The organism is Brumimicrobium salinarum, from assembly GCF_002844555.1.
Classification (GTDB): Bacteria; Bacteroidota; Bacteroidia; order Flavobacteriales_D; family Crocinitomicaceae; genus Brumimicrobium; species Brumimicrobium salinarum.
Genome location: NZ_PJNI01000001.1, coordinates 479,472 through 504,848, shown reverse-complemented (window position 1 = coordinate 504,848; position 25,377 = coordinate 479,472). Strand labels below are relative to the sequence as shown.

Annotated in this window: 23 protein-coding genes and 1 pseudogene; 16 read left to right on the top strand and 8 right to left on the bottom strand. The window is 34.0% G+C overall.

Annotated elements, in window-relative coordinates; all coding sequences use genetic code 11:
• Window positions 1–4: 4 nt before the first annotated feature.
• The 4 genes from CW751_RS02240 to CW751_RS02225 all read left to right on the top strand — a co-directional run bounded on the left by CW751_RS02240 (window position 5) and on the right by CW751_RS02225 (window position 3,295).
• Window positions 5–847: a DUF2249 domain-containing protein gene (locus CW751_RS02240; RefSeq protein WP_101333321.1), complete on the top strand. Its 843-nt coding sequence runs from the start codon at window positions 5–7 to the stop codon at window positions 845–847.
• A complete protein-coding gene (locus tag CW751_RS02235) occupies window positions 798–2,093 on the top strand; it encodes a cation-translocating P-type ATPase (RefSeq protein ID WP_205677767.1) in 1,296 nt (431 codons plus the stop codon). The genes CW751_RS02240 and CW751_RS02235 overlap by 50 nt, the downstream gene beginning before the upstream one ends.
• On the top strand, window positions 2,090–2,422 hold the full coding sequence (locus CW751_RS02230) for a metal-sulfur cluster assembly factor (RefSeq protein WP_101333319.1): 333 nt from the start codon (window positions 2,090–2,092) through the stop codon (window positions 2,420–2,422). Before CW751_RS02235 ends, CW751_RS02230 begins: the two co-directional genes overlap by 4 nt.
• Before the next feature lie 96 nt (window positions 2,423–2,518).
• Window positions 2,519–3,295, top strand: a complete 777-nt coding sequence (locus tag CW751_RS02225; RefSeq protein WP_101333522.1) for a class I SAM-dependent methyltransferase — start codon at window positions 2,519–2,521, stop codon at window positions 3,293–3,295.
• Window positions 3,296–3,300: 5 nt separating this feature from the next.
• Here CW751_RS02225 and CW751_RS02220 read toward each other — a convergent pair whose 3' ends face one another.
• The 3 genes from CW751_RS02220 to CW751_RS02210 all read right to left on the bottom strand — a co-directional run bounded on the left by CW751_RS02220 (window position 3,301) and on the right by CW751_RS02210 (window position 5,706).
• Window positions 3,301–3,762 carry a peroxiredoxin gene (locus tag CW751_RS02220; protein WP_101333318.1) on the bottom strand — a complete coding sequence of 154 codons (462 nt, stop codon included), beginning with the start codon at window positions 3,760–3,762 and terminating at the stop codon, window positions 3,301–3,303.
• 56 nt (window positions 3,763–3,818) lie between these two features.
• Window positions 3,819–5,024: a DEAD/DEAH box helicase gene (locus CW751_RS02215; protein ID WP_101333317.1), complete on the bottom strand. Its 1,206-nt coding sequence runs from the start codon at window positions 5,022–5,024 to the stop codon at window positions 3,819–3,821.
• A gap of 61 nt (window positions 5,025–5,085) precedes the next feature.
• Window positions 5,086–5,706, bottom strand: coding sequence for a carboxymuconolactone decarboxylase family protein (locus CW751_RS02210; protein ID WP_101333316.1), 621 nt, complete (start codon window positions 5,704–5,706; stop codon window positions 5,086–5,088).
• Window positions 5,707–5,948: 242 nt separating this feature from the next.
• Here CW751_RS02210 and CW751_RS02205 point away from each other — a divergent pair, with 242 nt between their 5' ends.
• The 8 genes and pseudogenes from CW751_RS02205 (at window position 5,949) to CW751_RS02170 (ending at window position 13,687) form a co-directional block, all read left to right on the top strand.
• On the top strand, window positions 5,949–6,800 hold the full coding sequence (locus CW751_RS02205; protein ID WP_101333315.1) for a MerR family transcriptional regulator: 852 nt from the start codon (window positions 5,949–5,951) through the stop codon (window positions 6,798–6,800).
• Between the two features lie 1,167 nt (window positions 6,801–7,967).
• A complete protein-coding gene (locus CW751_RS02200; RefSeq protein ID WP_101333314.1) occupies window positions 7,968–8,480 on the top strand; it encodes an RNA polymerase sigma factor in 513 nt (170 codons plus the stop codon).
• The gene (locus tag CW751_RS02195) at window positions 8,480–9,967 is read left to right on the top strand and encodes a phytoene desaturase family protein (protein WP_101333313.1); all 1,488 of its coding nucleotides are present in this window, start codon (window positions 8,480–8,482) and stop codon (window positions 9,965–9,967) included. Before CW751_RS02200 ends, CW751_RS02195 begins: the two co-directional genes overlap by 1 nt.
• Window positions 9,968–10,804: a phytoene/squalene synthase family protein gene (locus tag CW751_RS02190; protein ID WP_101333312.1), complete on the top strand. Its 837-nt coding sequence runs from the start codon at window positions 9,968–9,970 to the stop codon at window positions 10,802–10,804.
• Window positions 10,804–11,334 carry an isopentenyl-diphosphate Delta-isomerase gene (idi, locus tag CW751_RS02185; RefSeq protein WP_101333311.1) on the top strand — a complete coding sequence of 177 codons (531 nt, stop codon included), beginning with the start codon at window positions 10,804–10,806 and terminating at the stop codon, window positions 11,332–11,334. The genes CW751_RS02190 and idi overlap by 1 nt, the downstream gene beginning before the upstream one ends.
• Window positions 11,328–11,734 (top strand): annotated as a pseudogene (locus tag CW751_RS02180) (6-pyruvoyl trahydropterin synthase family protein). Before idi ends, CW751_RS02180 begins: the two are co-directional and overlap by 7 nt.
• Window positions 11,724–12,374, top strand: coding sequence for a flavin reductase family protein (locus CW751_RS02175; RefSeq protein WP_240612515.1), 651 nt, complete (start codon window positions 11,724–11,726; stop codon window positions 12,372–12,374). Before CW751_RS02180 ends, CW751_RS02175 begins: the two are co-directional and overlap by 11 nt.
• Before the next feature lie 20 nt (window positions 12,375–12,394).
• Window positions 12,395–13,687: a cryptochrome/photolyase family protein gene (locus CW751_RS02170; protein ID WP_101333310.1), complete on the top strand. Its 1,293-nt coding sequence runs from the start codon at window positions 12,395–12,397 to the stop codon at window positions 13,685–13,687.
• Between the two features lie 52 nt (window positions 13,688–13,739).
• Here CW751_RS02170 and cls read toward each other — a convergent pair whose 3' ends face one another.
• Window positions 13,740–15,164 carry a cardiolipin synthase gene (gene cls, locus CW751_RS02165; protein WP_317045777.1) on the bottom strand — a complete coding sequence of 475 codons (1,425 nt, stop codon included), beginning with the start codon at window positions 15,162–15,164 and terminating at the stop codon, window positions 13,740–13,742.
• A gap of 115 nt (window positions 15,165–15,279) precedes the next feature.
• Between cls and CW751_RS02160 the strand changes: the two genes are divergently transcribed.
• The 4 genes from CW751_RS02160 (at window position 15,280) to mgtE (ending at window position 18,819) form a co-directional block, all read left to right on the top strand.
• Window positions 15,280–16,062 carry a DUF3108 domain-containing protein gene (locus tag CW751_RS02160; protein ID WP_101333309.1) on the top strand — a complete coding sequence of 261 codons (783 nt, stop codon included), beginning with the start codon at window positions 15,280–15,282 and terminating at the stop codon, window positions 16,060–16,062.
• A 245-nt stretch (window positions 16,063–16,307) separates the two neighbouring features.
• On the top strand, window positions 16,308–16,622 hold the full coding sequence (locus CW751_RS02155; protein WP_101333308.1) for a DUF4286 family protein: 315 nt from the start codon (window positions 16,308–16,310) through the stop codon (window positions 16,620–16,622).
• A gap of 10 nt (window positions 16,623–16,632) precedes the next feature.
• The gene (rsmA, locus tag CW751_RS02150) at window positions 16,633–17,427 is read left to right on the top strand and encodes a 16S rRNA (adenine(1518)-N(6)/adenine(1519)-N(6))-dimethyltransferase RsmA (RefSeq protein WP_101333307.1); all 795 of its coding nucleotides are present in this window, start codon (window positions 16,633–16,635) and stop codon (window positions 17,425–17,427) included.
• A 45-nt stretch (window positions 17,428–17,472) separates the two neighbouring features.
• On the top strand, window positions 17,473–18,819 hold the full coding sequence (gene mgtE / locus CW751_RS02145; RefSeq protein WP_101333306.1) for a magnesium transporter: 1,347 nt from the start codon (window positions 17,473–17,475) through the stop codon (window positions 18,817–18,819).
• A gap of 14 nt (window positions 18,820–18,833) precedes the next feature.
• Here the strand turns inward: mgtE and CW751_RS02140 are convergent, their stop codons facing one another.
• Genes CW751_RS02140 through lepA form a run of 4 tightly spaced genes read right to left on the bottom strand, consistent with a single transcriptional unit; the run spans window position 18,834 to window position 24,855 of the window.
• Window positions 18,834–20,573 (bottom strand): WG repeat-containing protein, encoded by a 1,740-nt coding sequence (locus CW751_RS02140; RefSeq protein WP_101333305.1) that lies wholly within the window; start codon window positions 20,571–20,573, stop codon window positions 18,834–18,836.
• Window positions 20,574–20,615: 42 nt separating this feature from the next.
• On the bottom strand, window positions 20,616–22,343 hold the full coding sequence (locus CW751_RS02135; RefSeq protein WP_165779192.1) for a toxin-antitoxin system YwqK family antitoxin: 1,728 nt from the start codon (window positions 22,341–22,343) through the stop codon (window positions 20,616–20,618).
• Window positions 22,344–22,385: 42 nt separating this feature from the next.
• Complete coding sequence (locus tag CW751_RS02130; RefSeq protein ID WP_101333303.1) at window positions 22,386–23,036, bottom strand: LysE family translocator; 651 nt, start codon at window positions 23,034–23,036, stop codon at window positions 22,386–22,388.
• A 19-nt stretch (window positions 23,037–23,055) separates the two neighbouring features.
• Entirely contained in the window at window positions 23,056–24,855 is a 1,800-nt protein-coding gene (gene lepA, locus CW751_RS02125; protein ID WP_101333302.1) for a translation elongation factor 4, read from the bottom strand.
• Window positions 24,856–25,377 lie beyond the last annotated feature (522 nt).

Below are 25,377 nucleotides of genomic sequence, written 5' to 3'. Positions count from 1 at the left end.
ACTTATGAGAATCAACGGAAATACAAAAGTATCCAAAGTGATCAAAGAAAACAAAGAGGCGATTGAAGCAATTGCCTCTTTGAATTCTCATTTTACAAAGCTGAGAAACCCCATTTTACGAAGACTTTTGGCACCAAGAGTAAGTATTGCCGAAGCCGCTAAAATAGGAAAATGTGAAGTTCAAGAAATGCTTAATGCTTTGGTGAAAATCGGATTTGAGTTAGAAGAGAACGTAAAAGAAAATACACAAAGCAATTCTTTAGGAGAAAATGATGAGGTAAAAGACTTTTTAGTCAATCTATCTGTAATTTCTTTAGATGTCCGACCAATTTTAGCCAAAGGGGAAGATCCCTTTAATGTGCTTCAGAAGGCATTGAAAAAATTAAATAAAAATGAAGCTTTGGAAGTTCTTATTGATTTCGAACCCATTCCTTTGATTAGAATTCAAGAAAAGAAAGGATTTCTCTCATTTACCACCGTAAAAGATGGTGTTTATCATACTTATTTTAAATCAGGAGGAACAGCCGAAAAAGAAACGGAGAATCAAAATAAGTCCATAAAAAAGATAGATGAAAGTCAATATAATCGTTTGGTTGAAGAGTATCCAGGAATAATCAAAACCATGGATGTTAGAAACCTTGAAATGCCAGAACCCATGATAAGGATTTTAGAAGTCATTCAGGAGCTTGAAGAAAATACTGGACTTAAAATTTATCATAAAAGAATTCCTCAGCATTTGTTGCCGGAGTTGGAAGACAAAAATCTAAACACATTTATTTGTCCTATTTCAGAAGGTAATGTCATGCTGTTTATTACCCACAAGAATGTTCAATCAAGGAACAAATAATGCCCCGTCAGCAAATTCGGTGATTCCGTATTTTGTATTTTCAGCTTTCAGTTGGCTCATCGCAATTGTATTTATAGCCTTGCATCCGAAAGCTGTTCTTACGCAAGTTTACTTCAACGAAACCATGCTAACCATCACACATATTCTGATGCTGGGCTTCGTGACTTCTGTAATTTTTGGGGCATTGTTTCAATTACTGCCGGTTATCTTCCTTCAAAAAATCTATTCTGAAAAACTCACCAAAAGCATTTTCTATCTTTTATCTGCAGGAACACTCGGACTGTGTTTGTCTTTCTATTTTGATGTCAATGCGATTGGTTTAACTCTTTTCGGAAGTCTGCTCAATATTGCAGTTCTTCTTTTTCTTGTCAATATTTGGAAAACCATCGGGAAATCTACCGAAAACAAAGTTGCTAAAAAGTTCATTAAAACAAGTGCAATTTGGCTCGCCATTACCGTTGTTGTAGGGTTAATTTTAGCCCTCAATTTTCTTTATCCATTCCTTCCTTTTGTTCATTTAGAACTGCTTAAACTCCATGCTCATTTTGGAATTATCGGTTGGTTTATTTTCTTAATTATTGGCGTTTCAAGTGTATTAATTCCCATGTTTTTACTCGTCCACGATTTAGATAAACGACCGCTAAATTTCGCTTACGTGTTACTCACGACAAGCCTAGTGTTAGGAATCATTAGTAAACTTTTTGTTTTGTCGTGGATGATGTATCTCGCTTATGGAGCCGGTATTTTGGGATTCATTTATTACCTCAACTTCATTTATGTAGTATATAAAAACCGCCCGAGAAAATTCTTAGATTATGGTTTGAAAAAAACAATGATTGCCTTTCCAACAATACTTTTGGCCATGGCGATTTCCATTTTATTTTTATTGGACATCAATACCGCGTTTCATCTTTCAGCATTCTATATTGTGGTTTTAGTCATTGGTTTTGTCGCCACTTTAATTCTCGGACAATTTTACAAAACATTGCCTTTTATTGTTTGGCTTAAAATCTACAAACCTTTTGTGGGTAAAGAGAAAACCTTATTGCCAAAAGACTTATACAGTTACAAGCGACTCAAATACCAATATTATTTTCATGTAATTGGATTTATTGTGTTTTTCGGCGCATTATTGAGTGGCTTTACTGTGGTTTTCTATCTCGGAATAGGGTTTTTATTTATAGCCGCAGTATTATTTTTAATCAATGTAATGCAAATCGTATTACACAAAAAACAAACATTATGACAGCAGCAAATAATAATTCAGCAGAGGTATCAGAGATGGGGATTTATGAAAGTTTAAAAGCTGTGATAGATCCAGAATTATATGTCAACATTATAGATTTAGGTCTAGTTTATGGTATTTCGTTCAAGCAAGAACCGTTTTCTGTTAAGGTAGATTTAACCCTAACCTCTAAAGGTTGTCCCATGGGAGGAGCAATTATTCAAGACATCGAAGAAACATTGAAACGCATTTATCCTGGAATTGATGTTTTGGTTCAACTAGTTTGGGAACCATCTTGGAGCATGGAAATGGTCACCGAAGAAGGACATGCGCAATTGAGCGGATTTTAATTCATTTTAAAAAAGATAAAAAACTCCGATTATACCATGAATCAGGTATTGTTTAGAATGGTTCTAAACAATACTTTTACTTTTAAAAGAGTAATCATGGAAGTAAAAGATATGGAAACCGCTCCAGGACACTGGATATTGGCTAAGATGGGTAAGAAAGTGCTTAGACCAGGCGGGAAAGAACTAACAGAAAAACTAGTAAACAACCTTGAGATAAGCAATCAGGATGATGTCATTGAATTTGCTCCAGGGCTTGGGTTTACCGCCAATTTATCCTTACAAAAACAACCTCATTCATACATTGGTGTAGATGCCGATCCAGAAGCAATTGCTTATTTGCAAAATAAAATAAAAGGAGATAATTTAAGATTTGTAAATGGAAACGCCCAAGAAGTTGGGTTGAATGATGCTTGCGCTACAAAAGTATATGGAGAGGCCATGTTGACCATGCATGCCGATCACAGAAAAGCAAACATTATAAAAGAAGCGCACCGATTATTAAAACCAGGCGGATTGTATGCCATTCACGAAATTGGACTTACTCCCAATGATATTTCGCAAGATTTAAAATCTTCTATACAAAAAGAATTGGCCAAAACAATTAGAGTAAATGCTCGTCCGCTTACGGTCAATGAATGGGAAGCGCTTTTGCAGCAAGAAGGCTTCGAAATCATGTTTAAATCTACCAACGGTATGCACCTCTTAGAATCTAAAAGATTGATAAGCGATGAAGGTTTTATCAAGGCCTTAAAAATAGGGTGGAGAATTACCACAAATACCTTGGCGAGAAAGCGTATTTTGGCCATGCGTAAAGTGTTTAGAAAATACGAAAAGCACATGAATGCTGTGGTGATTGTAGCAAAAAAGGTTTAAATAAATTATAGTTTTTTTAATACATTTAAAGCTTCATCAACATGTTGATCTACTTTCATTTGAGAATTAAAAACTCCACGAATCACTCCCTGTTTATCGACGATATAAGTAACTCTTCCTGGAATAATTCCAAATAAATTTGTGGGCACATCAAAAGCTTTCCTTACCTTTTTATCTGTATCTGCGAGTAAAGTAAATGGTAATCGATGGTTTTCTGCAAATGCTTTGTGACTTTTTTCATCATCACTAGAGATGCCAATCACTTTTGCTCCTGCGTCTTGAAGCTCTTCATAAGCATCACGGAATGAACAGGCTTGTTTGGTACAACCCGCAGTTTCATCTTTTGGATAGAAATAAATCACTAAGTTGGATTTACCGATTAAATCTGCACTATTAATTATTTCTCCATTTTGGTCTTTTAAAGAAAAAGATGGACATTGCTCCCCTACTTGTATTGATTTACTCATTAGAAAATTTTTGATATAACAATTTGAATCATGATTTTGTTCCCGACTTGTATGATTTAAAAATTACCTTCTCCTTCTTCTTTGTTGCGGCTTTTTTTCTTGGCTACATTTTTATCTTCAATTTCCTCTTCAACTAACGGATGAGGTGGCATAACCTGAACCTTTTGTTTGATCAGTTTCTCAATTTTTTTAAGGTAGGGGCGTTGTTCGTTATCACAAAATGAGAGTGCAATTCCACTCGCATCTGCTCGACCTGTTCTTCCAATTCGATGAACATAGGTTTCTGGAACATTTGGTAGGTCATAGTTGATTACCAAATTCAATTCATCTACGTCAATTCCTCTGGCTGCTATATCAGTTGCCACTAAAACTTGAATTTTTCCGTCTTTAAAACCGCCCAAAGCCGCTTCACGTTGTGGTTGAGAACGATTTCCATGAATTGCGGCCGCATTAATTTCTGCTTTATCCAGCTTTTTAACAATTTTATTTGCTCCATGTTTTGTTCTAGAAAATACCAAAACAGAATCATCAGGACGTTCCAAAATTAAATTTTTCAACAAATTAATCTTGTTTCCTTTACTTACAAAGTAAACTGCTTGATCGACTTTCTCAGCGGTTGCTTGTTGTGGTTGAATAGAGACTTGCTCAAATTGACCTAAAATCTTTCTTGACAATTCAACAATTGATTTTGGCATTGTTGCTGAAAAGAAAAGGGACTGTCTTTTTTGTGGAAGTTGGGCAATGATTTTTTTAATGTCGTGAATAAACCCCATATCTAACATCTGATCTGCCTCGTCAAGTACTACAAAGTCTAAATGTTTTAATGTTAAATGCCCTTGTCCAAGTAAGTCTAACAATCTTCCTGGAGTCGCAACAAGTATATCTACTCCTTGTTTGAGACGAGCTACTTGTTTGTGTTGTTTAACTCCACCGAAGATTACTGTATTTCTTAGACCAGTATGACGGCCATAAGCTTTTAAACTTTCATCTATTTGGCTAGCTAATTCTCTAGTAGGTGTAACAATCAATGCTTTTATCTGTCTTTTGCCTTTTGTTTTGTCTTGTCTCGTGTATAAGTGGTGCAGAATAGGAATGCCGAATGCAGCAGTTTTTCCTGTTCCTGTTTGAGCTACACCGAGCAAGTCTTTACCTTCCAGCAAAATTGGAATTGCTTGCGCTTGAATTGGGGTTGGATTTTCGTAACCTTGTTCATTTAAGGCTTCTAATATGGGTTCGGCTAAACCGAGTTGTTTAAATGTCATGTATATAATATAAGTAACAAAGGTATTATTTTTATAGTTGATGTGACATTTTACAGGATTTTTATGGTTTTTTGATTTTAGTTGATGGTATTAACAAGCCGTGGATAATAGCAATAGGTAAAACAAGTCCTCCTGAAAATATCATACTTAACTCGTATAACAAAGTGCTATCCCGATATTTTTTTCCTTTTAATCGTGCTTGAAAAGCGCTTAACGGTATCCCATACATATTACCAGCGATCATTACTTGACACGCTGCCAGAATTATTAATGCTTTTTCAGATCCATACTCGTCTACAATAGATTGTAGTGCGTAGGATTCAGGTTTACCTGTTGAGTCTGCAAAATGTTGTGCAAAAACAAGTGCTTTTGCTTCTTTTGGCTGAATAAAATCTTCTCCTCCACTTAAAAAGCTACTTATTTCATCGGCGCTCATCCCTTGTTTGAGTGCCATTTTTGTGTGTTGATAAGAGCATGCCGCACAACCATTAACTTCTGTAACTGCTAATTGGATACGTTCAATAAAATCAAGATGTAGTTTTCCTGATTTTTTATTTTTTGAAAGTATAGGGAAAGCTTTTACTGCCTTTACAAACGAATTGTACATTTCAAAAAAAGTAAATCTTCTTTTAAATTCAGTTCTTTCTGAGTAAGATGATGGAATTGTTATTTCTTTTTTCATTTTGATCAATGTATTTATCGAAATTTACATAAAGTATGAAGCTAACTAGGTAACAATTGATACTTTTAGTATTTAACGGTGAAGAAATTGGCATAATTTACAATCCTATATTTGCAAACTTCATATTCAATAAACATTTTAATTTGTATGGTGAAATACTTAATAATATGTTGTCACACACAAAATGTTTAAATTATCTTTGTAAACCTTAAACCTTATTGAGATTAATCTGTTTTAATGACATGGCAGGATACAAGATTAAAGATTTAGAAACGCTAACTGGCATCAAAGCCCACACATTGCGAATGTGGGAGAAGCGTTATGATCTTATTTCTCCAAAACGAACGAAAACAAAAATAAGGACTTATACTGATCAGGAGCTAGTAAAACTCATGAATGTGGCTATTCTTTATGATAGTGGATTAAAGATTTCCAAAATTGCCAGTTGTTCTGAACGAGAGTTAAGATCAAAGGTTAAGGATATTTACAATGAAAAACAGTCTTTGGGTGCTGTGGTTAATTTAATGATCCAATCTATGATTGAGTTAGACTGTGAAACTTTTGAAAGGGTACTTTCTAAATCAATTGAAAAAGAAGGATTAGAAATTGTCTATCAAAATTACCTCGTTTCATTTCTGAAAAGAATTGGTGTACTTTGGGTTGTAGGCACAATCACACCTGTTCAAGAACATTTTGTTTCAAATGTTATACGTCAAAAAATAATCGTTGAAACCGATAAACTTCCACTCGTAGAAAAAAGAAAGTTTGACGCTGTTTTATTTACGCCAGAAGGTGAATATCATGAGATTAGTTTATTGTACTACAATTATATTTTGCGCAAAAGAAACTATCGCACCTTATACTTGGGCGTAAACGTACCAACCGATGACCTTAAAAAAACATTACCTTCTACGAATCCTAAAAACCTAGTCGTGTCAATGGTAGCGGCTGTAAGTAAAGTTGATTATTTTAAATATTTTCAAGAATTGACATCTGCTGTAAAGTTACCCGTTTTTGTTGGCGGTGCGGTGGTTGATCAATATGGCTTACCAAAATCAGATTTTATTTTTTCTATCAAAGACTGGGTTGGGTAATTTCATAAACATACTGTAGATTTTTGACCCTAACCTGAATTATTCACCAATCTTAATGTCTTAGAGCATTAACACTTATAAATCAACATCTTAACTGTATTTCCTGTAAAACTTGAGAATCCCATTTTTGGGTACTTGTGTATTTGTAAGATTTTGATCTATTCGTCGTTACAAGCCCCGCGAAATATACATATATTACTTTAGGTCTTGTGCCTAGAAAAGATTTAAAATTAAATGCATGAACCGAGCCTGCGAGATCAACGACTAAAGGAGTTAATAATTCTATCTAACAAATTGACTAAGTTACTAAAATCAGCTATTTTATATCACAAAAAACCCGCTACTTTAGAATACAGGTAATATTTTGATTCACGATTTTTTTTGTCATCATTTTTGTTTTACTATGCGACAAAAATGCCGCCAAAAAGAATTATACCGATATTTATAGCCCCGCGTTGCGCTTTGCTTACACGGGGCTATAATTACTTGACACCTTCAGCGTCAGGTGTAATTCAATCTAAAAAATTCGACTTAGTCGATGAAGTTTGCTATTTTATGTTACAAAAGACCCTCTGTCTTAGAATCCGGGCTAACACATCAATCTTTAAATTTTAATGGATAAAGAACAATCTAATAGTATAGGATTGTTGTATAAAAACCGTTGTGTTCACGTTTTGTGATAATGGATTAATGTCCATTCCCGATTTAAAACGGCTTTACACCCGAATTATTCACCAATCTTAAAGTTTAAGAATATTAACATCTGTAAATCAGTATTTTAACTGTATTTCCTGTAAAATTTGAGAAACCCATTTTTGGGTATTTGTGTATTTGTAAGATTTTGATTTAATTTTGATCTATTCGTCGTTACAAGCCCCGCGAAATATACATATATTACTTTAGGTCTTGTGCCTAGAAAAGATTTAAAATTAAATGCATGAATAATCCGGGTTACAGAGCTATCTAAAACAATGTGTATTTTAAAACACAACATAGCGGCATAAAATACACAAATACAAATACGATTAGGCTTTATGTTTAGTATTATTACAAAAAAGTTAAACAAAATAGTATTGTTTTTCTTGACATTGTTGTTTTTAATTAAAAATTGTGTACTTTTGGCACAGTTTTGTTTAACAAAACAAGCAAAACATTAAACAAAATATCATGTCAACAGTAGAATTTAATAACACATTAACATCCATGGAGTCTTATTTATTGGCTTTTGCGATGAATTACACAAAGAATTTAGAAGATGCGAAAGATTTAACACAAGAAACCATGTTAAAAGCAATTCGCTACAAAGATTATTACAAGCCCAAAACTAATTTTAAGGCTTGGATATTTACAATAATGAAAAACACTTTCATCAACCAATACCGTAGAAAAGTAAGGTCAAAAACTATCTTTGACAACTCAACTGATTTATATCTGTTAAATAATTCGACAGAAAACAGAGATTCTCCGTATAATTACATTGCAGATGGAGAGGTAAATGCAAAAATTGACTTGTTGAGTGATGAATACAAAAGACCTTTTGAGTTACATTACTTAGGATTCAAATATAAGGAAATAGCTGAAAAGTTAGACATTCCTTTAGGAACAGTAAAAAGTAGAATTTTTATCGCACGGAAAAAATTAATGGATCTTTTACCTGAGTATAAGCATTACAATAATTAATGGAAAAGAAAAAAATTACAGTTATCGGTAGTGGAGTTGCAGGATTGTCTTCTGCAAGTTATCTGGCCAAATCTGGTCACGATGTTACACTGATTGAAAAAAACAGCACAATAGGAGGAAGAGCACGGAGCTTTAAAGTGGACGGATTTTTCTTTGACATGGGTCCAAGTTGGTATTGGATGCCAGATGTTTTTGAACGGTTCTATAACGATTTTGGATATACCACCAAAGATTTTTATGAGCTCAAAAGACTCGATCCGAGTTACCGTGTTTTTTGGAAAGACGGCTCAAAAGATGATGTTCCTGCAAATTTAGATGAGTTTTACGCTTGGTTCGAAGAGTTAGAGCCCGGTTCAACTAAAAAGCTAGATAAGTTTTTAAAAGAAGCTGCTTACAAATATGAAGTTGGAATGAATGATTTGGTGCATAAACCAAGTCTTAAAGTATCAGAGTTTGCCGATATGCGTATTGTCAAAGGAAGCATTAAACTTCACCTATTTTCATCCTTTTCTAAATATGTAAAATCTTACTTTTCTCATCCAAAGATAATTGAACTGTTAGAGTTTCCCACCCTGTTTTTAGGTGCAATGCCCAAAGATACTCCTGCGCTTTATTCATTGATGAATTACGCAGATATAAAGTTAGGAACATGGTATCCAATGGGCGGAATGCATCAAATCATATCAGCTTTCGAAAAAATTGCTGTAGCGCAAGGTGTTCGAATTATTACTGATTGCGAAGCAAAAGGATTTACCTATAAAAATGGCCTTATCCATGAGGTAAACACACCCAACAATGGAACCATAGCTACCGACATTGTGGTTTCTGGTGCAGATTATAACTATACTGACCGCCAATTAGCTGCTGGAAAGTCAAATTATTCAGAAAAATATTGGGACAAACGTTTAATGGCTCCTTCGTCTTTACTTTTTTATTTGGGTATTGACAAAAAAATAGATAACTTACTACATCATAACTTGTTTTTTGATGAAGATTTTGATCAACATGCTGTAGAAATTTACAAAGAACCTAAATGGCCTTCAAAACCATTATTCTATGCATGTTGTCCATCTAAAACTGATAACACTGTAGCTCCTGAAGGGAAAGAAAACTTATTTCTATTAGTCCCATTGGCTCCAAACTTAAATGATAGCGAAGAGTTGAGGGAAGAATATTATAACTTAATTATGACACGACTCAAAGAAAAAACTGGAATTGATGTGAAGTCCAATGTCATTTATAAAAGAAGTTATTGTATACAAGACTTTAAAGATGATTATCATGCATTTAAAGGAAATGCGTATGGATTAGCCAATACACTTTCACAAACAGCATTCTTAAAACCCAAAATAACAAACAAAAACATTAAAAACTTGTTCTACACAGGACAACTTACTACACCTGGTCCTGGTGTTCCTCCCAGCATTATTTCGGGTGAGGTCGTTGCTAAAGAAATTAACAAACGTATTCACGCTAAAAAACTATAAATGAAACTTCTATTTGACAACCTTTCTAAAGATATCAGTAAACGAACTACGCGGGCGTATAGCACTAGTTTTTCACTGGGAATTCGTTTTTTAAGCAAAAAAATACAACAACCTATTTACAATATTTATGGTTTTGTAAGATTGGCCGATGAAATTGTTGACTCTTTCCATGGATTTGAAAAACAGGAATTGCTCAATGAATTTAGAGCGAATACTAAACTAGCCATCAAAAGGAAAATTTCATTAAATCCCATATTAAATGCGTTTCAAGAAACCGTTCATAAATTTAACATTACCGACGATCTTATTGATACATTCCTAAACAGTATGGAAATGGATCTTGAACAAAATGAATATACGCAAGAAGACTACGAATTATATATTCTAGGATCTGCCGAAGTAGTTGGATTGATGTGTTTGAAAGTGTTTTTGAATGGCGACGAGTCGGAATATGAACGACTAAAACCAGAAGCAATGAGTTTAGGGTCAGCATTTCAAAAAATTAATTTTTTGCGCGATTTACAAGCCGACTTTAATGAATTAGACAGAACGTATTTTCCGGGTGTGGATATGTCTAAATTTAATGATACCATTAAAAAAGAAATAGAAGAAGATATTGAAAAAGACTTTAGTAAAGGTTTAGAAGGCATTAAAAAATTACCAAAAAAAGCACGATTTGGAACGTATATGGCTTATATCTATTACTACAAGTTGTTTTTGAAAATTAAAAACACACGTGCAGAATCAATTTTATTAGAACGGGTTAGAATACCCAATAACAAAAAATATATGTTATTCGTATCTTCATTGGTACGGCATAAACTCAATTTAATTTAATGAAAAAAACGGGTACAAGCAATGTGGTGTTAGTTGATGAAGAAGATAATGAACTAGGTACCATGGAAAAGCTACAAGCACACCAAGAGGGTAGATTACATCGTGCTTTTTCTGTAGTTATTTTCAATGATCAGAATGAAATGCTAATACACCGCAGGGCTAAAGATAAATATCATTGCGAGGGTTTATGGACCAATGCGTGTTGTTCACACCCGCGTTTTAATGAATCCTCAAAAGAAGCTGCATTACGTCGCTTACAGGAGGAGATGGGGTTTACAACACCCATTCATTATTTTGATTCTTTTATTTATAAAACAACTTTCGATAATGGATTAACAGAGCATGAGCTTGACCATGTTTTTGTAGGTCGATATAGTAATGTACCCAAACCAAATCCCGAGGAAGTAGAAGATTTTAAGTATATTAATATCGATCTTTTAAAAAAAGACATTCAAAATCATCCCGAAAATTATACGGTTTGGTTTAAAAAAATAATAAAAGATTATTTAAACGAACTCATAAAATTATGATTAAAATAGGCCGAAGAACTACATTTAATGCTGCGCATCGCTTACACAATGACTCATGGACTGATGAAAAAAACAGAGCTGTTTTTGGTAAATGCAACTCTCCCAACTACCATGGACACAATTATGTGCTAGAAACATGGGTGAAAGGAGAAATCGACCCAGAAACAGGTTTTGTCATTAATTTAAGTGACCTAAAAAAATAATAAAAGAAGAGATTGAAGATGAACTTGATCACCGCAATCTTAATTTGGATGTAAAAGATTTTAAGGAATTAAATCCGACAGCAGAAAATATCGCTAAAGTAATCTACACCCGTTTAAAACCGCGTTTAGCTCATTATGAATTAACGGTAAAGCTATACGAAACTCAAAATAACATGGTTATCTACGATGGAAAATAAAAATACAATAACTGTGCATACCAATGAGATAAACCAAATGGAAAAGCGGGTGAGAACAAACCTAATTAACTGCCTAAGCGGCGTGAAAAGCTTGAATTTAATAGGAACGAAAGATGAAAAAGGACAAAATAACCTGGCCATCTTCAATTCTGTAATTCATTTGGGTGCACATCCTCCTATAATGGGGTTTATACAAAGACCTACATCGGTGGAACGACATACATACGAAAACATAAAATCTACAGGATACTTTACTATTAATGCTGTTTCAACGTCCATCCATCAACAAGCACATCAGACAGCTGCTCGATATGCCAAATCTGAAAGTGAATTTGAGGAAGTATCTTTAACTGAAAAATATATTACAGGGTTTCATGCACCGTTTGTTGAGGAGTCTCCTATTAAAATTGGGCTAAAATGCGTTGATATAATTGAAATACCCGTAAATAATACAAAGTTAATTGTTGGTGAGATTCAGCTCATTGAATTAGATGAAAATAGCATGGAAAAAGATGGTTTTCTTTCTCTTCCGAAACATAATGTTGTTGGAGGAAACGGATTAGACAGTTATTTATCGATTTCTGAAATAGATAGATACAGTTATGCAAAACCAGATCAATTTTTAAAAACTATAAAGTAAACTTCAAACACATAGATTAAATGACAATATTTTGGCACCGTAGAGATTTAAGAACAAATGATAATGCAGGTCTTTTTGCAGCATTACGAAAAGAAAAAAGCGTTCAAGCCATTTTTATATTTGACCAAAATATCTTAGATGAATTAAAAGAAAACGATCAACGTGTTTTATATATACATCAACATATTCAGAAATTAAAAGAGCAATATCAGAGTCTGGGAAGTGATTTATGGGTTTTTTATGGTAAGCCACTGAATGTTTTTAAGGAATTAATAAAAGAAAATAAAATCGAAAAGGTATACACGAACCGCGATTATGAACCTTATGCTAAAACACGTGATGAATCCATAGAATCGATGTTGTCGGAAAAGGGCATTCCTTTTTTAACATTAAAAGACCATGTTATTTTTGAAAAAAACGAAGTTTTAAAAGGAGATGGAGATCCTTATCGAGTTTTTACGCCTTATATGCGAACTTGGAAAGAGAAATTGACTCCCTTTTATTTAAAGTCTTACCCTACAAAGAAATATTTTAAACACTTGAATCAAGTAAAAGAACCTAGCAGTTTAATAACATTAAAATCAATGGGTTTTAAAAATAAACAAACGCAAGAGTTTCCATCTTTATCCGCTGCTGATGAGGTTATTAAAAATTATGAAAAAACAAGAGATATACCAGCCATAAAAGGTACTTCACGAATGAGTTTACATTTGAGATTTGGAACTGTTTCTATTCGAGAATTATGTAGACAAGGAAAGTCTAATGAAAAATATTTTAATGAATTAATTTGGAGGGATTTCTACCAAATGATTCTCTATCATTTTCCCGACTCAGCAACGGAATCCTTTAAGTCAAAATACGATAATATTCCATGGGAGAACGATGAAAAAAACTTTCAAGCGTGGTGTGAAGGTAAAACTGGATATCCTATTGTTGATGCCGGTATGCGTGAATTGAACGAGACAGGATACATGCATAACCGTGTACGAATGATTGTTGCTAGCTTTTTAACCAAACATTTGTTAACCGATTGGCGTTTAGGAGAAGCTTATTTTGCCGAAAAATTACTGGACTACGAAATGGCAAGTAATGTAGGTGGCTGGCAATGGGCTGCTTCATCAGGAGTCGATGCACAACCCTACTTTAGGGTTTTTAATCCAACGAGTCAAATGGAAAAATTTGATCCTGATAAAAAGTACATTAAAAAATGGGTAAAAGAGTATGGTACATCAGATTATCCTGATCCGATTGTTGCGCATAAAAAAGCACGACAAAAAGCAATTGACACCTATAAAGAAAGTATCAACTCTTAACCTTTAGATTTTAATCGTTAGAGCAGCGGAGAAACCAAACGCACAGTCTTTTCTAGCATTTTTTTGCTTGCGAACGTTGTTTCCAAATTTCGTAATCAATTTTATGGGCAAATGCTAAATCCTTATAAAATGCTGAAGTCAACTCTTGAGCGATTTCATCATCATAAACTATCGCGTTCACTTCAAAATTAAGATCAAAACTTCTATAATCCATATTCGCTGTTCCTACAACCGCTACTTTTTTATCGGCAACAGCTGTTTTGGCATGTACAAATCCTTTTTGATAGGTGTAAATCTCAACACCAGCAGCAAGTAATTCTTTATAATAAGACCGTGCAGCCGCGTTTACAAGCTTGGAATCAGAAACACCTGGTACTAAAAGTTTTACTTTTACACCGCCTAAAGCAGCTACAACTAATGCATCAATTATACCTTCTCCAGGAATAAAATATGGAGTTGTTATTAATACTTCTTCCTTGGCGAGATTAATTATTTGTAATTGAGAATACAGAATTGTAGGAACTCTTGAATCAGGTCCACTAGAAACAATTTGTACAATTTTTTCTTTGGGTAAATCAATTGTGTTTGAAAGTGGAAAATACGCCATCGATAGTTCTAATTCATCTTTAGCACAGAAATTCCAATCGCACATAAAGGTATGCTGTAAAAAATAAACTGCTGCTCCTTTTATGTAAAGATGTGTGTCACGCCAATACATTTGCTCATTGTTACCCGAAGCATTAATATATTTATCACTTACATTAATACCGCCTATAAAAGCTTCTTGACCATCGATTATGATAATTTTTCTATGGTTTCTATAATTGAGTCGATTGGCCAAATAAATAAATATTACCCGATGAAATGGAAAAGCCTTTACACCTGCTTTTCGTAGTTTCTTTACTAATTTACCTCTCACCCCTCGACTACCATAATCATCGTAAATAAATCGTACTTCAACTCCTTCCTTGGCTTTTTCAATTAATAAATCAATGATTTGATTCCCAATTTTATCGTTTTCAAAAATATAGTATTCGATATGAATATGATGTTTTGCTTGTGCGATACTTTCCAAAACTTTTGGGAATTTTTCCTCTCCATTAAATAACAGTTTCACTTGATTGTTGTCGGAAATACTACTCAAGGTATCATTAGTTATCATGTTAATGAGCTTCTTGTAATCTTTTAAAATAGGCTTCGATTCCTCAAAAGTTGTTTGCGCATAGTTAAGCACCAACATTTCTAATTGTTTTGATAACGTTTTATCTTTAATGAGTTTTTTGGAATACATTTTTCTTTTGCGGTAGTTAATACCAAAAGAAAGGTAAAAGATTACACCAAAAATCGGTACCAATACCACTAAAAGTAAATACGCTAAAGATTTTGCAAAACTTTGTGTATCATTGATAATGCGCATACACACAATGATAACCACGATGACATAAATAATTTGAAGTGTAATCCACAATGCAATCATAAAAAAAGCGTTAAACCTACTGAAAGGCATCTGTTTTCAATTCTTGAATTTACATAAATTTTATAATGTGGCAGGTTTTTTGTAAATTATACTATCGAATACAAAATAAAAAATTATGAAAACACTCATTTCAATAATAACAATAGGACTTTTGCTTGTTGGAATGACAAGCTCAACAACAATTTTTTACCCAAATATAGAAACCAAAAGTTTTACCAGTGGAGAAACTTTACGTTATAGAATTAGTTATGGAATTATGGATGCAGGTGAAGCCGTTTTAACCGTGAATGAAACTTCAAAAAAGGGTGCAAATGGTCGTCCTCTTTATCATGTTAAAGGAGAAGGAAAAACTTTAGGTGCTTTTAATTGGTTTTTCAAAGTCGAAGATACTTACGAGTCATATATAGATAAACAAGGTGCTTTCCCTTGGCATTTTGTACGTGACGTAAATGAAGGCGGTTATGAAATTAATCAAGAATATAAATTTAAACAAGATCAACAAAAGGTGCTTGCAGAGGGAAAAGAATATAAAGTTCCTCTAGGAATTCAAGATATGATATCTTCTTTTTACTATGCGCGAACACTTGATTTTAAAAACATGAAAGTTGGCGAAGTAACCGAATTCAAATGTTTTATGGACGAAGAGATTTGGCCCTTAAAAATTCGCTATGTTGGTAAGGATGAAATTAAGATTAGAAAAGGAACTTTCGAATGTTTAAAGTTTCAGCCTGTTGTTCAAGAAGGAAGATATTTTGAAAAAGAGGATGACGTAGAATTTTGGGTTACCAATGATGCTAATCGTATCCCTGTTTTGGTCAAAGCAAAAATTCCAGTAGGAAGTGTAAAAATGCACCTTGTAGAATGGAGCGGATTAATGGGAGATTTAGCAAAAAAATAAGCTTTATCCGTTTATTACTACATTCCTAATATGGTTTTTTAATCGCTAGCGCTAAAACCTCAATACACCCTTTTTTTAAAGATGCTTTTCAGGAAAATGATTTACAAGATGTTTAACTTTGTTACATAAATTATATCGCATTGTTTCTTTCAAACATTAACTGAAAAGCGTCTTTTTATTGCATCATAGTTATTGTTTATGGTTTTCAAACCAATGAATTGAAATCGCTTTTGTAAATTTGCACCATGGTAGTTTATAATGTTACAATAAGTATTGACGCAAATGTTGCCGATGCATGGTTACTTTGGATGAAAGAACAACATATTCCTGATGTTATGGCAACAGGTTATTTCCGAGATAGTAAAATCTGTCGTGTAAAAGGAGAAGAAGAAGGAGGTCTCACCTTTGCAATTATGTACACAGCACATTCAGAAGAAGATTTAGATACGTATCAAGAGAAATATGCACCCCAACTTCAAGCGGAACACACCGAAAAGTTTAAAGGTAAGTTTGCATCGTTTAGAACATTGCTTTCTGTAGTCCAAGAATTTCAAAAATAACACTAAAGTAATGGGTGTACAACCAAAAAAACATTTAGGGCAACATTTTCTTACGGATCAGAATATCTGTAAAAAAATTGTTAATCAATATACGAATTTCGGAGGCACTCACAATGTACTTGAAATTGGACCTGGAATGGGTGCTATTACAGCTCATTTTCTACAGAACGATGCTATTAATCTACATGTAATGGAAGTAGATGCAGACTCTGTTGCGTACCTAAATTCAAACTATCCATCACTTCATGGAAAAGTACACCAGCAAGACTTTCTTAAAACAGATCTTTCCACCTTTTTTGAGGGTGAACAATTTGCTGTGGTAGGAAATTTCCCTTACAACATATCCTCTCAGATTCTTTTTCATTGCATAACATATCGAAATCAAATTCCGGAGATAATGGGAATGTTTCAAAAGGAAGTAGCTGAACGCGTTGCAGAGCCTCCAGGATCTAAAAAGTATGGCATTTTAAGTGTTCTTATGCAAACGTATTACGATATTTCTTACTGTTTTACTGTACATGAAAATGTGTTTAATCCACCGCCAAAGGTTAAATCTGGTGTGATTCGATGCATACGGAATGAAAGAACGCATTTACCGTGTGATGAAACCCTTTTCAAAAAGGTTGTAAAAGCAACATTTAATCAACGGAGGAAGACAATTCGCAATGGTCTAAAAGTGATTCTTGATGTTCAAAATTTACCAGCACATCCATATTTAAAGCAAAGAGCCGAGACCTTAAGTGTAAAGCAATTTATAGAATTAACGCAATTGGTAGAAGAAACAATTAAAAGCAATGCACAATAGGTGCAGTTTTTTTATTGTTTGTAATTTTACCTAAATTTTGAAAGCATGCAGTTTGAATTAACTAAAGATTATTTAGCAAATATAAAAGTAATGATTGCGGAAAATAACTCCGCATTCATGAATGAGTTAATTCATTTACATCCAGCGGATATTGCTGAAATTATAGATGAGTTAGATAACGAAGAAGCAAAGTTTGTATACAACCAACTTGATCACGACCTACAGGGTGATGTATTGATGGAACTGGAAGATGATGTTCGCCAGCGTTTTGTAGAAAGCTTTAATACTGACCAGTTAGCACTTCAACTTGAAAATCTCGATTCGGATGATGCAGTCGACATTTTGGGAGAAATGGATACCGATCGACAATTAGAAGTCATCTCCAAAATGGATACAGAAGATGCTTCTGAATTGGTTGATTTACTTAATTATGACGAAGACACAGCGGGTGGATTGATGCAAACGGAGTTTATTCGTGCTAAATTGGAGTGGCCTGTTAATCGTTGCGTGATTGAGTTACGACGACAAGCAGAAGAGGTGGAGAAAGTTCATTCTATTTATGTAGTAGACAATAATGATAATCTCGTAGGAACTCTTTCTCTTAGAGCGCTTTTGGTTGCCAACAGAACAAAATTGGTGAAGGACATTTATAAGGACAAAAACATGGTTTATGTTTATACCAACGAAGAAGCTGAAGAGGTGGCGCGGATGATGGATAAATATGATCTTGTTTCTATCCCTGTATTGGATTTACAAAAGAAACTTGTTGGAAGAATTACCATTGATGATATTGTTGATGTGATTCGAGAGGAAGCTGATAAAGACTTTCAAATGGCTTCTGGTATTTCCGAAAATGTGGAACACAACTCAAGTATATGGAAAATGTCAAGAGCAAGGCTTCCTTGGTTGCTGATTGGACTTTTGGGTGGAGTTTTAGGCTCGCAAGTGATTGGTAATTTTGAAACACAAATCGGTCAAATTCCTTCTTTAGCATTTTTTATTCCACTTGTAGCCGCAATGGGTGGAAATGTAGGCGTTCAATCAAGTGCTATTGTTGTTCAATCAATTGCTAATGGAACCAATCAGTTTAGTAGTATTTTTGCCCGTGTTAAACGTGAAGCAGGTTTAGGAATATTGAATGGTCTTATTTGCGGAACCTTTATTTTTCTTGTTACCTGGTTACTTCAAAACATGCGCTTGGGAATTTCTGTGAGCATTGCTTTGTTTATTGTTATTGTGTTTGCAGCCATCTTTGGAACGCTTATTCCTTTAGCCTTGCACAGGTATAAAATTGACCCAGCTGTTGCTACTGGGCCTTTTATTACCACGCTCAATGATGTTGTAGGCTTGTTTATCTACTTCGCAGTGGGAATGATGGTTTTTGGGTTGTAATTGTAGGAAAAATATTACTTCATAATCCGCTCATTCATAATCGATTCTTCGAAAAGCTGAATAATTTCTTCCTCAGTCACGTTTAAACGTTGTTGCGTGTTCTGATCGTAGTTTCTTACTTGACTCGATATATCGTAAATCTTCTCATTCATTGAATCAAATTTATCACTAAGGACTTTTCCCTTATAATTTATGTATTTAGGACTTCCATTGGGAAATAGCACCTTATAAATTCCGTTATGTCTAAGTCTAAAATCGTAGACAAAGAAGCAAGAATCACATTCAAACAATGCGTTTTTATTAAAATCATAAAATGTACTAGTTCTTGTTGTTGTATCAGTTAAGGTGAAATTTCCAAAAGTACTTGAAAGTAGAGACTTAAACGGAAACCGAGAAGATTTTGCATTACCGTTTTTATCGATCAAACATTTGTGGGAACTCGCATAACCAGGAACATCTTTCTTTATTTCGAATTGCGTTAAAACAAATTCATCATTCAATTCTTTACCAAATAGGTCTCTATATTTATAGTAAATTGATTTTGAGGAATCCATTATTGGAAAGGTTGTAAATGGAACAAAGTCTGGAGTGTGTATTCTAAAAAGATTATTTTTCATATCGAAGATGGGAATACAATAATTATCTGGTTGGTGGCTAATCAATCCACCACCATAAGACAAAGGAGCATCACTCTCATAAGCTTCGTGCACAATTGTCCCAGTACTATCAATCAAATGTATCATGCTCGAATTTGAAACCTTTCCAAATGTTCGATAACCTGCAATTCCATAATTATTAAAATTACCCACATCATGTAATTTTTCTCTCGATGATTTTAACTCAAACTGCTTATTTCCAATTGTATCTATAAAAAAGTAATCATTATTTAACCGTACTTTTGAAAGGTTTGAATTAAATGGACAATCTGCATCGCGAACAACTCCTTGTGAAACAGGCGTAAACACATCGAGGGCTCTGAATTTTGGAGCAATGGCGATTTCTCCTTTTTTATCAAGATAACCGTATTGTCCATAAGAAATTCCAACATCGGCATGTAGTGATATGAATGGATATAAAAAGAAGGTTCTTCTGTTGTTGTTTAAACTTCCAAATCCAAGAAAAAAAGGTACGTTTTGAAACTGCAAAAGGGTATCAAATTGATTATTCACAACAAAGAAATCTCCTTTGTAAATATCTGTTCTACCTTTTGAGTTTTTAAGAGTGATCCTGGGGTAATAGGCAAATCTTTCACGATTCGATTTAATTACCGCAAAACCATGTCTAAACTCAGGTTGCCTTCTTTTGAAGTCGGTCATTTGAACGCCTGACTTTGAAAAATAAGCCTCTCGTCTTAAACTATCGGAAACGAGAATTAATCCATCAGAACAATCATCGGGAGGAAAATTATATTCAAATGGAATTACAATTTCATGGGAGTAATTTATCGCTCCATATTTCCCATTTTTACGGCAAACATTAATCCCTTCAGACCATTCTCTTTTGAAGTCAATATCGTATTCAGGCGCTATTATCCATTTACCTTCAACGTTCATCCAACCCGACTTATCTTCTTTGGAAGCGCGAAAAACTCGATACTCTGTTTCGGGAATTTTCGGTTGGTAATCAATAAAAACACTATCCAATGCTGATTCTGATGAGGAATTTTGTTTATCTAAATCGGATGATTTTTTTAATGAAGCACATGATCCCAATATTATTAAAGCTAAAAACAATACTATTGGATGCGTTTTCATTTTTACTTGGTTTTTATTTATCTCTAAAGCCCTATCTCATTCCTACCTTCCGGGTGCAAAAGATGAGCCTGACTTAGTTCCTTCAATAATTTGAACCCCATTTTCATAAGTCATTTCTTTTACGACTTTACCATCCTTATCAAAAACTTTTGCTTTACCATCTTTACGACCATTCTTATAATTTACCTCAGAAATGATTTGATTCCCTCTAAATTCAAAAGTTTTCATTTTTCCATGCAATTCACCTTTTTTATAGTTGGCAATTACCGCAGGCAATAAACCTCCTTTGTGATAAGTTGTCCAAGTGCCATGTTTTTCACCGTTTTTATACTTGCCTTCTTGTGTTTTACTAAAGTCCTTTTGAGAAAAAGAAACGAAATCTCCATGTTTTATAGAAACACGGTTAACTCTATCTTTCATCGGTCCATATTTAGTTTTCGACTTTTGTTCAACAACCTTGTAATTGGTAATGTCACTCTTTCGTCCATTTTTAAAATATTCAGTCCATTCACCTGACTTTTGACCCATGTCATAATTCCCCTTCGATAATGGAATTCCATTACTGTAAAAGGACAACCATTCGCCATTTAATTTCCCTTTCGTAAATGTGGATTGATTTTTAAGCTGTCCATTCTCCCAATAATTTTTCCAAAGTCCTTCTTCTAAATCATTTTTGTAATCACCCTCCATTAAGGTATTTCCATTTTCATACCAAGTCGTCCACTCACCGTTCTTTAGATCATTGTCAAAATGTCCAACTTTGAACTTTTTACCATTTTTATAATAGTATTTCCATTTACCACTCTTTTTACCATGCTTATATTTAGCACGGTATGAAACTTTTCCCGACGGATAATTATAAACCCAAGCGCCATGTTGAAGGTCTTCTTTGAAATTCCCCTTCATGTCTACGACTCCGCTATTCGTATACCAAGTCCATTCACCCGTTTTTTTGCCGTATTCATATTGCCCAGCAACACTTAACTCTCCATTATCATAGTAATATCGGTAATTTCCATGTAGTTTGCCCTTAGCATAATGACTTACTTTTTCTAAATCTCCCGTATAATAAAAATACTCCCATTTGCCATCGGGTTGGTTTTCTAAAAAAGAACCTTTCAATAAATAATAACCATGTACGGAAGCTTCCTCAAATTTCCCATGCCTTAAACCATCTTTGTAATTATACCATGATTTAAGGTTACCGTTTGTATAATATTCAGCCATTTCACCGTTTCCATCAACGACCGTTTGGGTGTGTGCGCTATCAGCTGCGTAAAAAGACCATATATATGAAATGCTATCTATAACTTCTTCAACGGTTTTAAGATGTCCATCACGATAAAAATAACGCCATTTCCCAGTAGGTTCACCTTGGTGATAATATCCAACTTCACTGGTATCTCCAGATAGATGAAAAGCTACATAAAGACTGTCTTGAATACCATTTTCAAAATACCCAATATTTTTCACACGATTTGCACCATAGTAGGTTTTTACCTCGCCATGTAATTTATTTCTGTGGTAATTCCGTTCCTCAATTAATTCGCCTTTTTTGTTATAAAAAGACCATTTGTCGTGTCGTTCTGTGGTTTCACCCAATTCATCAACATAGTAATAGCCTTGACTTTCTAGTTTTGTTTTTTTGATGGGATCATAATAGAACAGTTGTCTTTTGGATCTATTTTTAAGCTTCTCTCTATTTTGTCCATAAACGAATGTAGAGGTAACAAAGAGTAGACATAAAAGGGATGTTATTGTTTTTTGCATCATATTCATTTTAATAATACATGGTTCCTTGATGGGTTACATTTATCGGAGCCACATTACAACACTATTAATTACTAAAAATACACCAAAGCCCATCAAAATTGAACCTGTTACACGATTTAATGAGCGCAGCAAACCTGCAGTAATAAAAGGACGTAGTTTTTTAGCACCTACAATCTTTAAGACGTCTATCGAGAAAAAGGTAAATAGTATAACCAACAAGTAAATAAACATTTCGAAGCTTGAAAGTGAATTTTCAGAACCTGATTGACCTAAAGCCATAACCGAAAACCAATAAAAAATCACCAAAGGGTTCGCTAGATTTAACAAAAGACCCTTAATAAAAAGTATCCAATAGTCCTTAGATTCTGTATATGTTCCTCGTGTTTTTTTAACTTGGATATTACCTACTTTTTTAACGAATGTTATATATCCATACACCAAGAAAAGGGTGCCACCAATTGCTCTAATCAAGGCGTTATCTCCACCGCTCGACAATTCTTCAACTTGTTGAATAAACACATAAGCAATGATAATATAAATAATATCGCTTAATAAAACACCCGCATCGAAAGCCAATGCTGCTCTTATTCCTTTTTTTATGCTCGTTTCTAAAAGCAAAAAAAAGGCAGGTCCAAGCATTACACTTAAAATAAGACCGGTTACAATTGCTTTGAGGAATAATTCTGTCACGTTTTATTTATTCTTTCAATTAATCATTCAATTTTAAAACGGCTAAAAATGCTTCTTGTGGAACTTCTACACGTCCTACTTGACGCATTCGTTTTTTACCTTCTTTCTGCTTTTCAAGTAGTTTTCTTTTTCTAGAAATATCACCACCATAACATTTTGCCGTTACATCTTTTCTCAATGCTTTAATTGTTTCTCTGGCAATAATTTTTGCTCCAATACTGGCTTGTACTGGAATTTCAAATTGCTGCCTTGGAATCAATTCTTTTAATTTAAGACAAATCTTCTTTCCTAAATCAAAGGCATTACTCCTGTGTACTAAAGCAGAAAGTGCATCCACTTGCTCGTGGTTTAACAAAACATCCATTTTTACAAGATCCGAAGTTTGATAGCCAATAGGATGATAATCAAATGAAGCATAACCTCTTGAAACGGATTTTAATCTGTCATAGAAATCAAATACAATTTCAGCCATTGGCATATTGAAAGTGATTTCTACTCTATCTTGTGTTAAATAAACCTGATTTTTAAGCTCACCACGTTTTTCAACACAAAGATTCATTACTTGTCCAACATATTCAGATTTTGTAATTACTTGTGCTTTGATATAAGGTTCTTCAATACTATCAATAATTGAAGGATCGGGTAATTCCGATGGATTATTTACAATGATTTTTGTTTCAGGTTCTCTGATTGTGTAACAGAAATAAGATACGTTAGGAACAGTAGTAATTACTGTCATATTAAACTCACGCTCTAATCTTTCTTGGATGATTTCCATGTGTAACATTCCCAAGAATCCACATCTAAAACCAAAACCTAAGGCTGCAGAGGATTCGGGTTCAAAAACCAAAGAAGAGTCATTCAATTGTAACTTTTCCATTGAATAACGCAGCTCTTCGAAATCGTCGGTATCTACAGGATAAATTCCAGCAAATACCATAGGTTTCACATCCTCAAAACCTTTTACTGCTTCTTCACAAGGATTATCAAAACTGGTTATTGTTTCCCCTACTTTTACTTCTTTGGCTTGTTTAATTCCTGAAATAATGTAACCTACATCACCCGTTTTTATTTCTTTTCTGGGATGCTGATCCATTTTTAATATTCCAATTTCGTCTGCATAATAAGTTTCTCCTGTGTTTACAAACTGTATTTTTTCGCCTTTTTTGATAGAACCGTTCATTACTCTAAAGTAGGCGATAATTCCTCTAAAAGAGTTAAAAACAGAATCAAAAATCATGGCTTGCAATGGTGCTTTTGGATCTCCTTCAGGCGCGGGAACTCTATCAATTACGGCGTTCAGAATATCCTGAACACCTAAGCCCGTTTTTCCTGAGGCCGGAATAACATCAGCAGGATCACAACCAATTAACTCAACAATCTGATCAGTTACCTCCTCTGGTTCTGCACCTGGCAAATCCATTTTATTGAGGATGGGAATAATTTCCAAATCATGTTCTAGTGCTAAATACAAATTTGAAATTGTTTGCGCTTCAATTCCTTGGGAAGCATCTACGATTAACAATGCGCCTTCACAAGCTGCAATTGATCGAGAAACTTCGTAGGAAAAATCTACGTGACCCGGAGTGTCAATGAGGTTTAATATATAGTCTTCACCATTCGAATGCTTATAATCCATTTGGACAGCATGACTTTTAATGGTAATTCCACGCTCACGCTCTAAATCCATATCATCTAGTGCTTGACTTTGCATCTCTCTGTCGGAAATGGTTCCAGTGGTTTGCAATAAGCGATCCGCCAAAGTACTTTTCCCGTGGTCGATATGTGCGATGATGCAGAAGTTGCGAATATTTTTCATGTAAATTCTTTTATTTTTTATGTTTTATTGCTTGAATTTTATAGAAAGCAATAGATATGCGAATTTAATGGAAATTAGTGGTTTTTCAACGTATTTATTTGTAAGAATCATAGAGAATGCAATTATAGATAGAATTGTGTCTGTTTTCTAATCGTATCGCACTTTAACCATGTGACCAAGGGTAATAAACACAATACCTGATATTCTTCTGGAAATATATTATTAAATGAAAACTTTGAATCAGTATTAAAAGTTGGAAAGGGGTGCCGTGTTTATAAAAAATAGGAGTAGAAAATTAACATAAACCTAGCTTCACAGTGGTGACATTTCGATCTTCACTCTAGATCTTTATGCATTGCATTCAATATCAAGAACATCCTCAATAGAGGACGTATATTTACAACTCAACACATAATTACTATTGACTCAAAGTTTTGGTGAGGTTAAGAAGAAATAAGTCTAAAAAATAATTGGAGACAGAAGCGGGCGCCTCTATCTCCAATCAAACACTACTACTTATGA

Excerpts from the sequence above, each read along its gene's own strand:
- CW751_RS02160 (WP_101333309.1), top strand. The coding sequence starts at position 15,280 with ATGAAAACACTCATTTCAATAATAACAATAGGACTTTTGCTTGTTGGA.
- CW751_RS02205 (WP_101333315.1), top strand. The coding sequence starts at position 5,949 with ATGGCAGGATACAAGATTAAAGATTTAGAAACGCTAACTGGCATCAAA.
- CW751_RS02155 (WP_101333308.1), top strand. The coding sequence starts at position 16,308 with ATGGTAGTTTATAATGTTACAATAAGTATTGACGCAAATGTTGCCGAT.
- CW751_RS02235 (WP_205677767.1), top strand. The coding sequence starts at position 798 with ATGTCATGCTGTTTATTACCCACAAGAATGTTCAATCAAGGAACAAAT.
- CW751_RS02210 (WP_101333316.1), bottom strand. The coding sequence starts at position 5,706 with ATGAAAAAAGAAATAACAATTCCATCATCTTACTCAGAAAGAACTGAA.
- idi (WP_101333311.1), top strand. The coding sequence starts at position 10,804 with ATGAAAAAAACGGGTACAAGCAATGTGGTGTTAGTTGATGAAGAAGAT.
- CW751_RS02190 (WP_101333312.1), top strand. The coding sequence starts at position 9,968 with ATGAAACTTCTATTTGACAACCTTTCTAAAGATATCAGTAAACGAACT.
- CW751_RS02175 (WP_240612515.1), top strand. The coding sequence starts at position 11,724 with ATGGAAAATAAAAATACAATAACTGTGCATACCAATGAGATAAACCAA.
- CW751_RS02215 (WP_101333317.1), bottom strand. The coding sequence starts at position 5,024 with ATGACATTTAAACAACTCGGTTTAGCCGAACCCATATTAGAAGCCTTA.
- CW751_RS02225 (WP_101333522.1), top strand. The coding sequence starts at position 2,519 with ATGGAAGTAAAAGATATGGAAACCGCTCCAGGACACTGGATATTGGCT.
- mgtE (WP_101333306.1), top strand. The coding sequence starts at position 17,473 with ATGCAGTTTGAATTAACTAAAGATTATTTAGCAAATATAAAAGTAATG.
- CW751_RS02200 (WP_101333314.1), top strand. The coding sequence starts at position 7,968 with ATGTCAACAGTAGAATTTAATAACACATTAACATCCATGGAGTCTTAT.
- CW751_RS02240 (WP_101333321.1), top strand. The coding sequence starts at position 5 with ATGAGAATCAACGGAAATACAAAAGTATCCAAAGTGATCAAAGAAAAC.
- CW751_RS02230 (WP_101333319.1), top strand. The coding sequence starts at position 2,090 with ATGACAGCAGCAAATAATAATTCAGCAGAGGTATCAGAGATGGGGATT.
- CW751_RS02170 (WP_101333310.1), top strand. The coding sequence starts at position 12,395 with ATGACAATATTTTGGCACCGTAGAGATTTAAGAACAAATGATAATGCA.
- CW751_RS02135 (WP_165779192.1), bottom strand. The coding sequence starts at position 22,343 with ATGCAAAAAACAATAACATCCCTTTTATGTCTACTCTTTGTTACCTCT.
- rsmA (WP_101333307.1), top strand. The coding sequence starts at position 16,633 with ATGGGTGTACAACCAAAAAAACATTTAGGGCAACATTTTCTTACGGAT.
- CW751_RS02195 (WP_101333313.1), top strand. The coding sequence starts at position 8,480 with ATGGAAAAGAAAAAAATTACAGTTATCGGTAGTGGAGTTGCAGGATTG.
- CW751_RS02140 (WP_101333305.1), bottom strand. The coding sequence starts at position 20,573 with ATGAAAACGCATCCAATAGTATTGTTTTTAGCTTTAATAATATTGGGA.
- lepA (WP_101333302.1), bottom strand. The coding sequence starts at position 24,855 with ATGAAAAATATTCGCAACTTCTGCATCATCGCACATATCGACCACGGG.
- cls (WP_317045777.1), bottom strand. The coding sequence starts at position 15,164 with ATGATTGCATTGTGGATTACACTTCAAATTATTTATGTCATCGTGGTT.
- CW751_RS02220 (WP_101333318.1), bottom strand. The coding sequence starts at position 3,762 with ATGAGTAAATCAATACAAGTAGGGGAGCAATGTCCATCTTTTTCTTTA.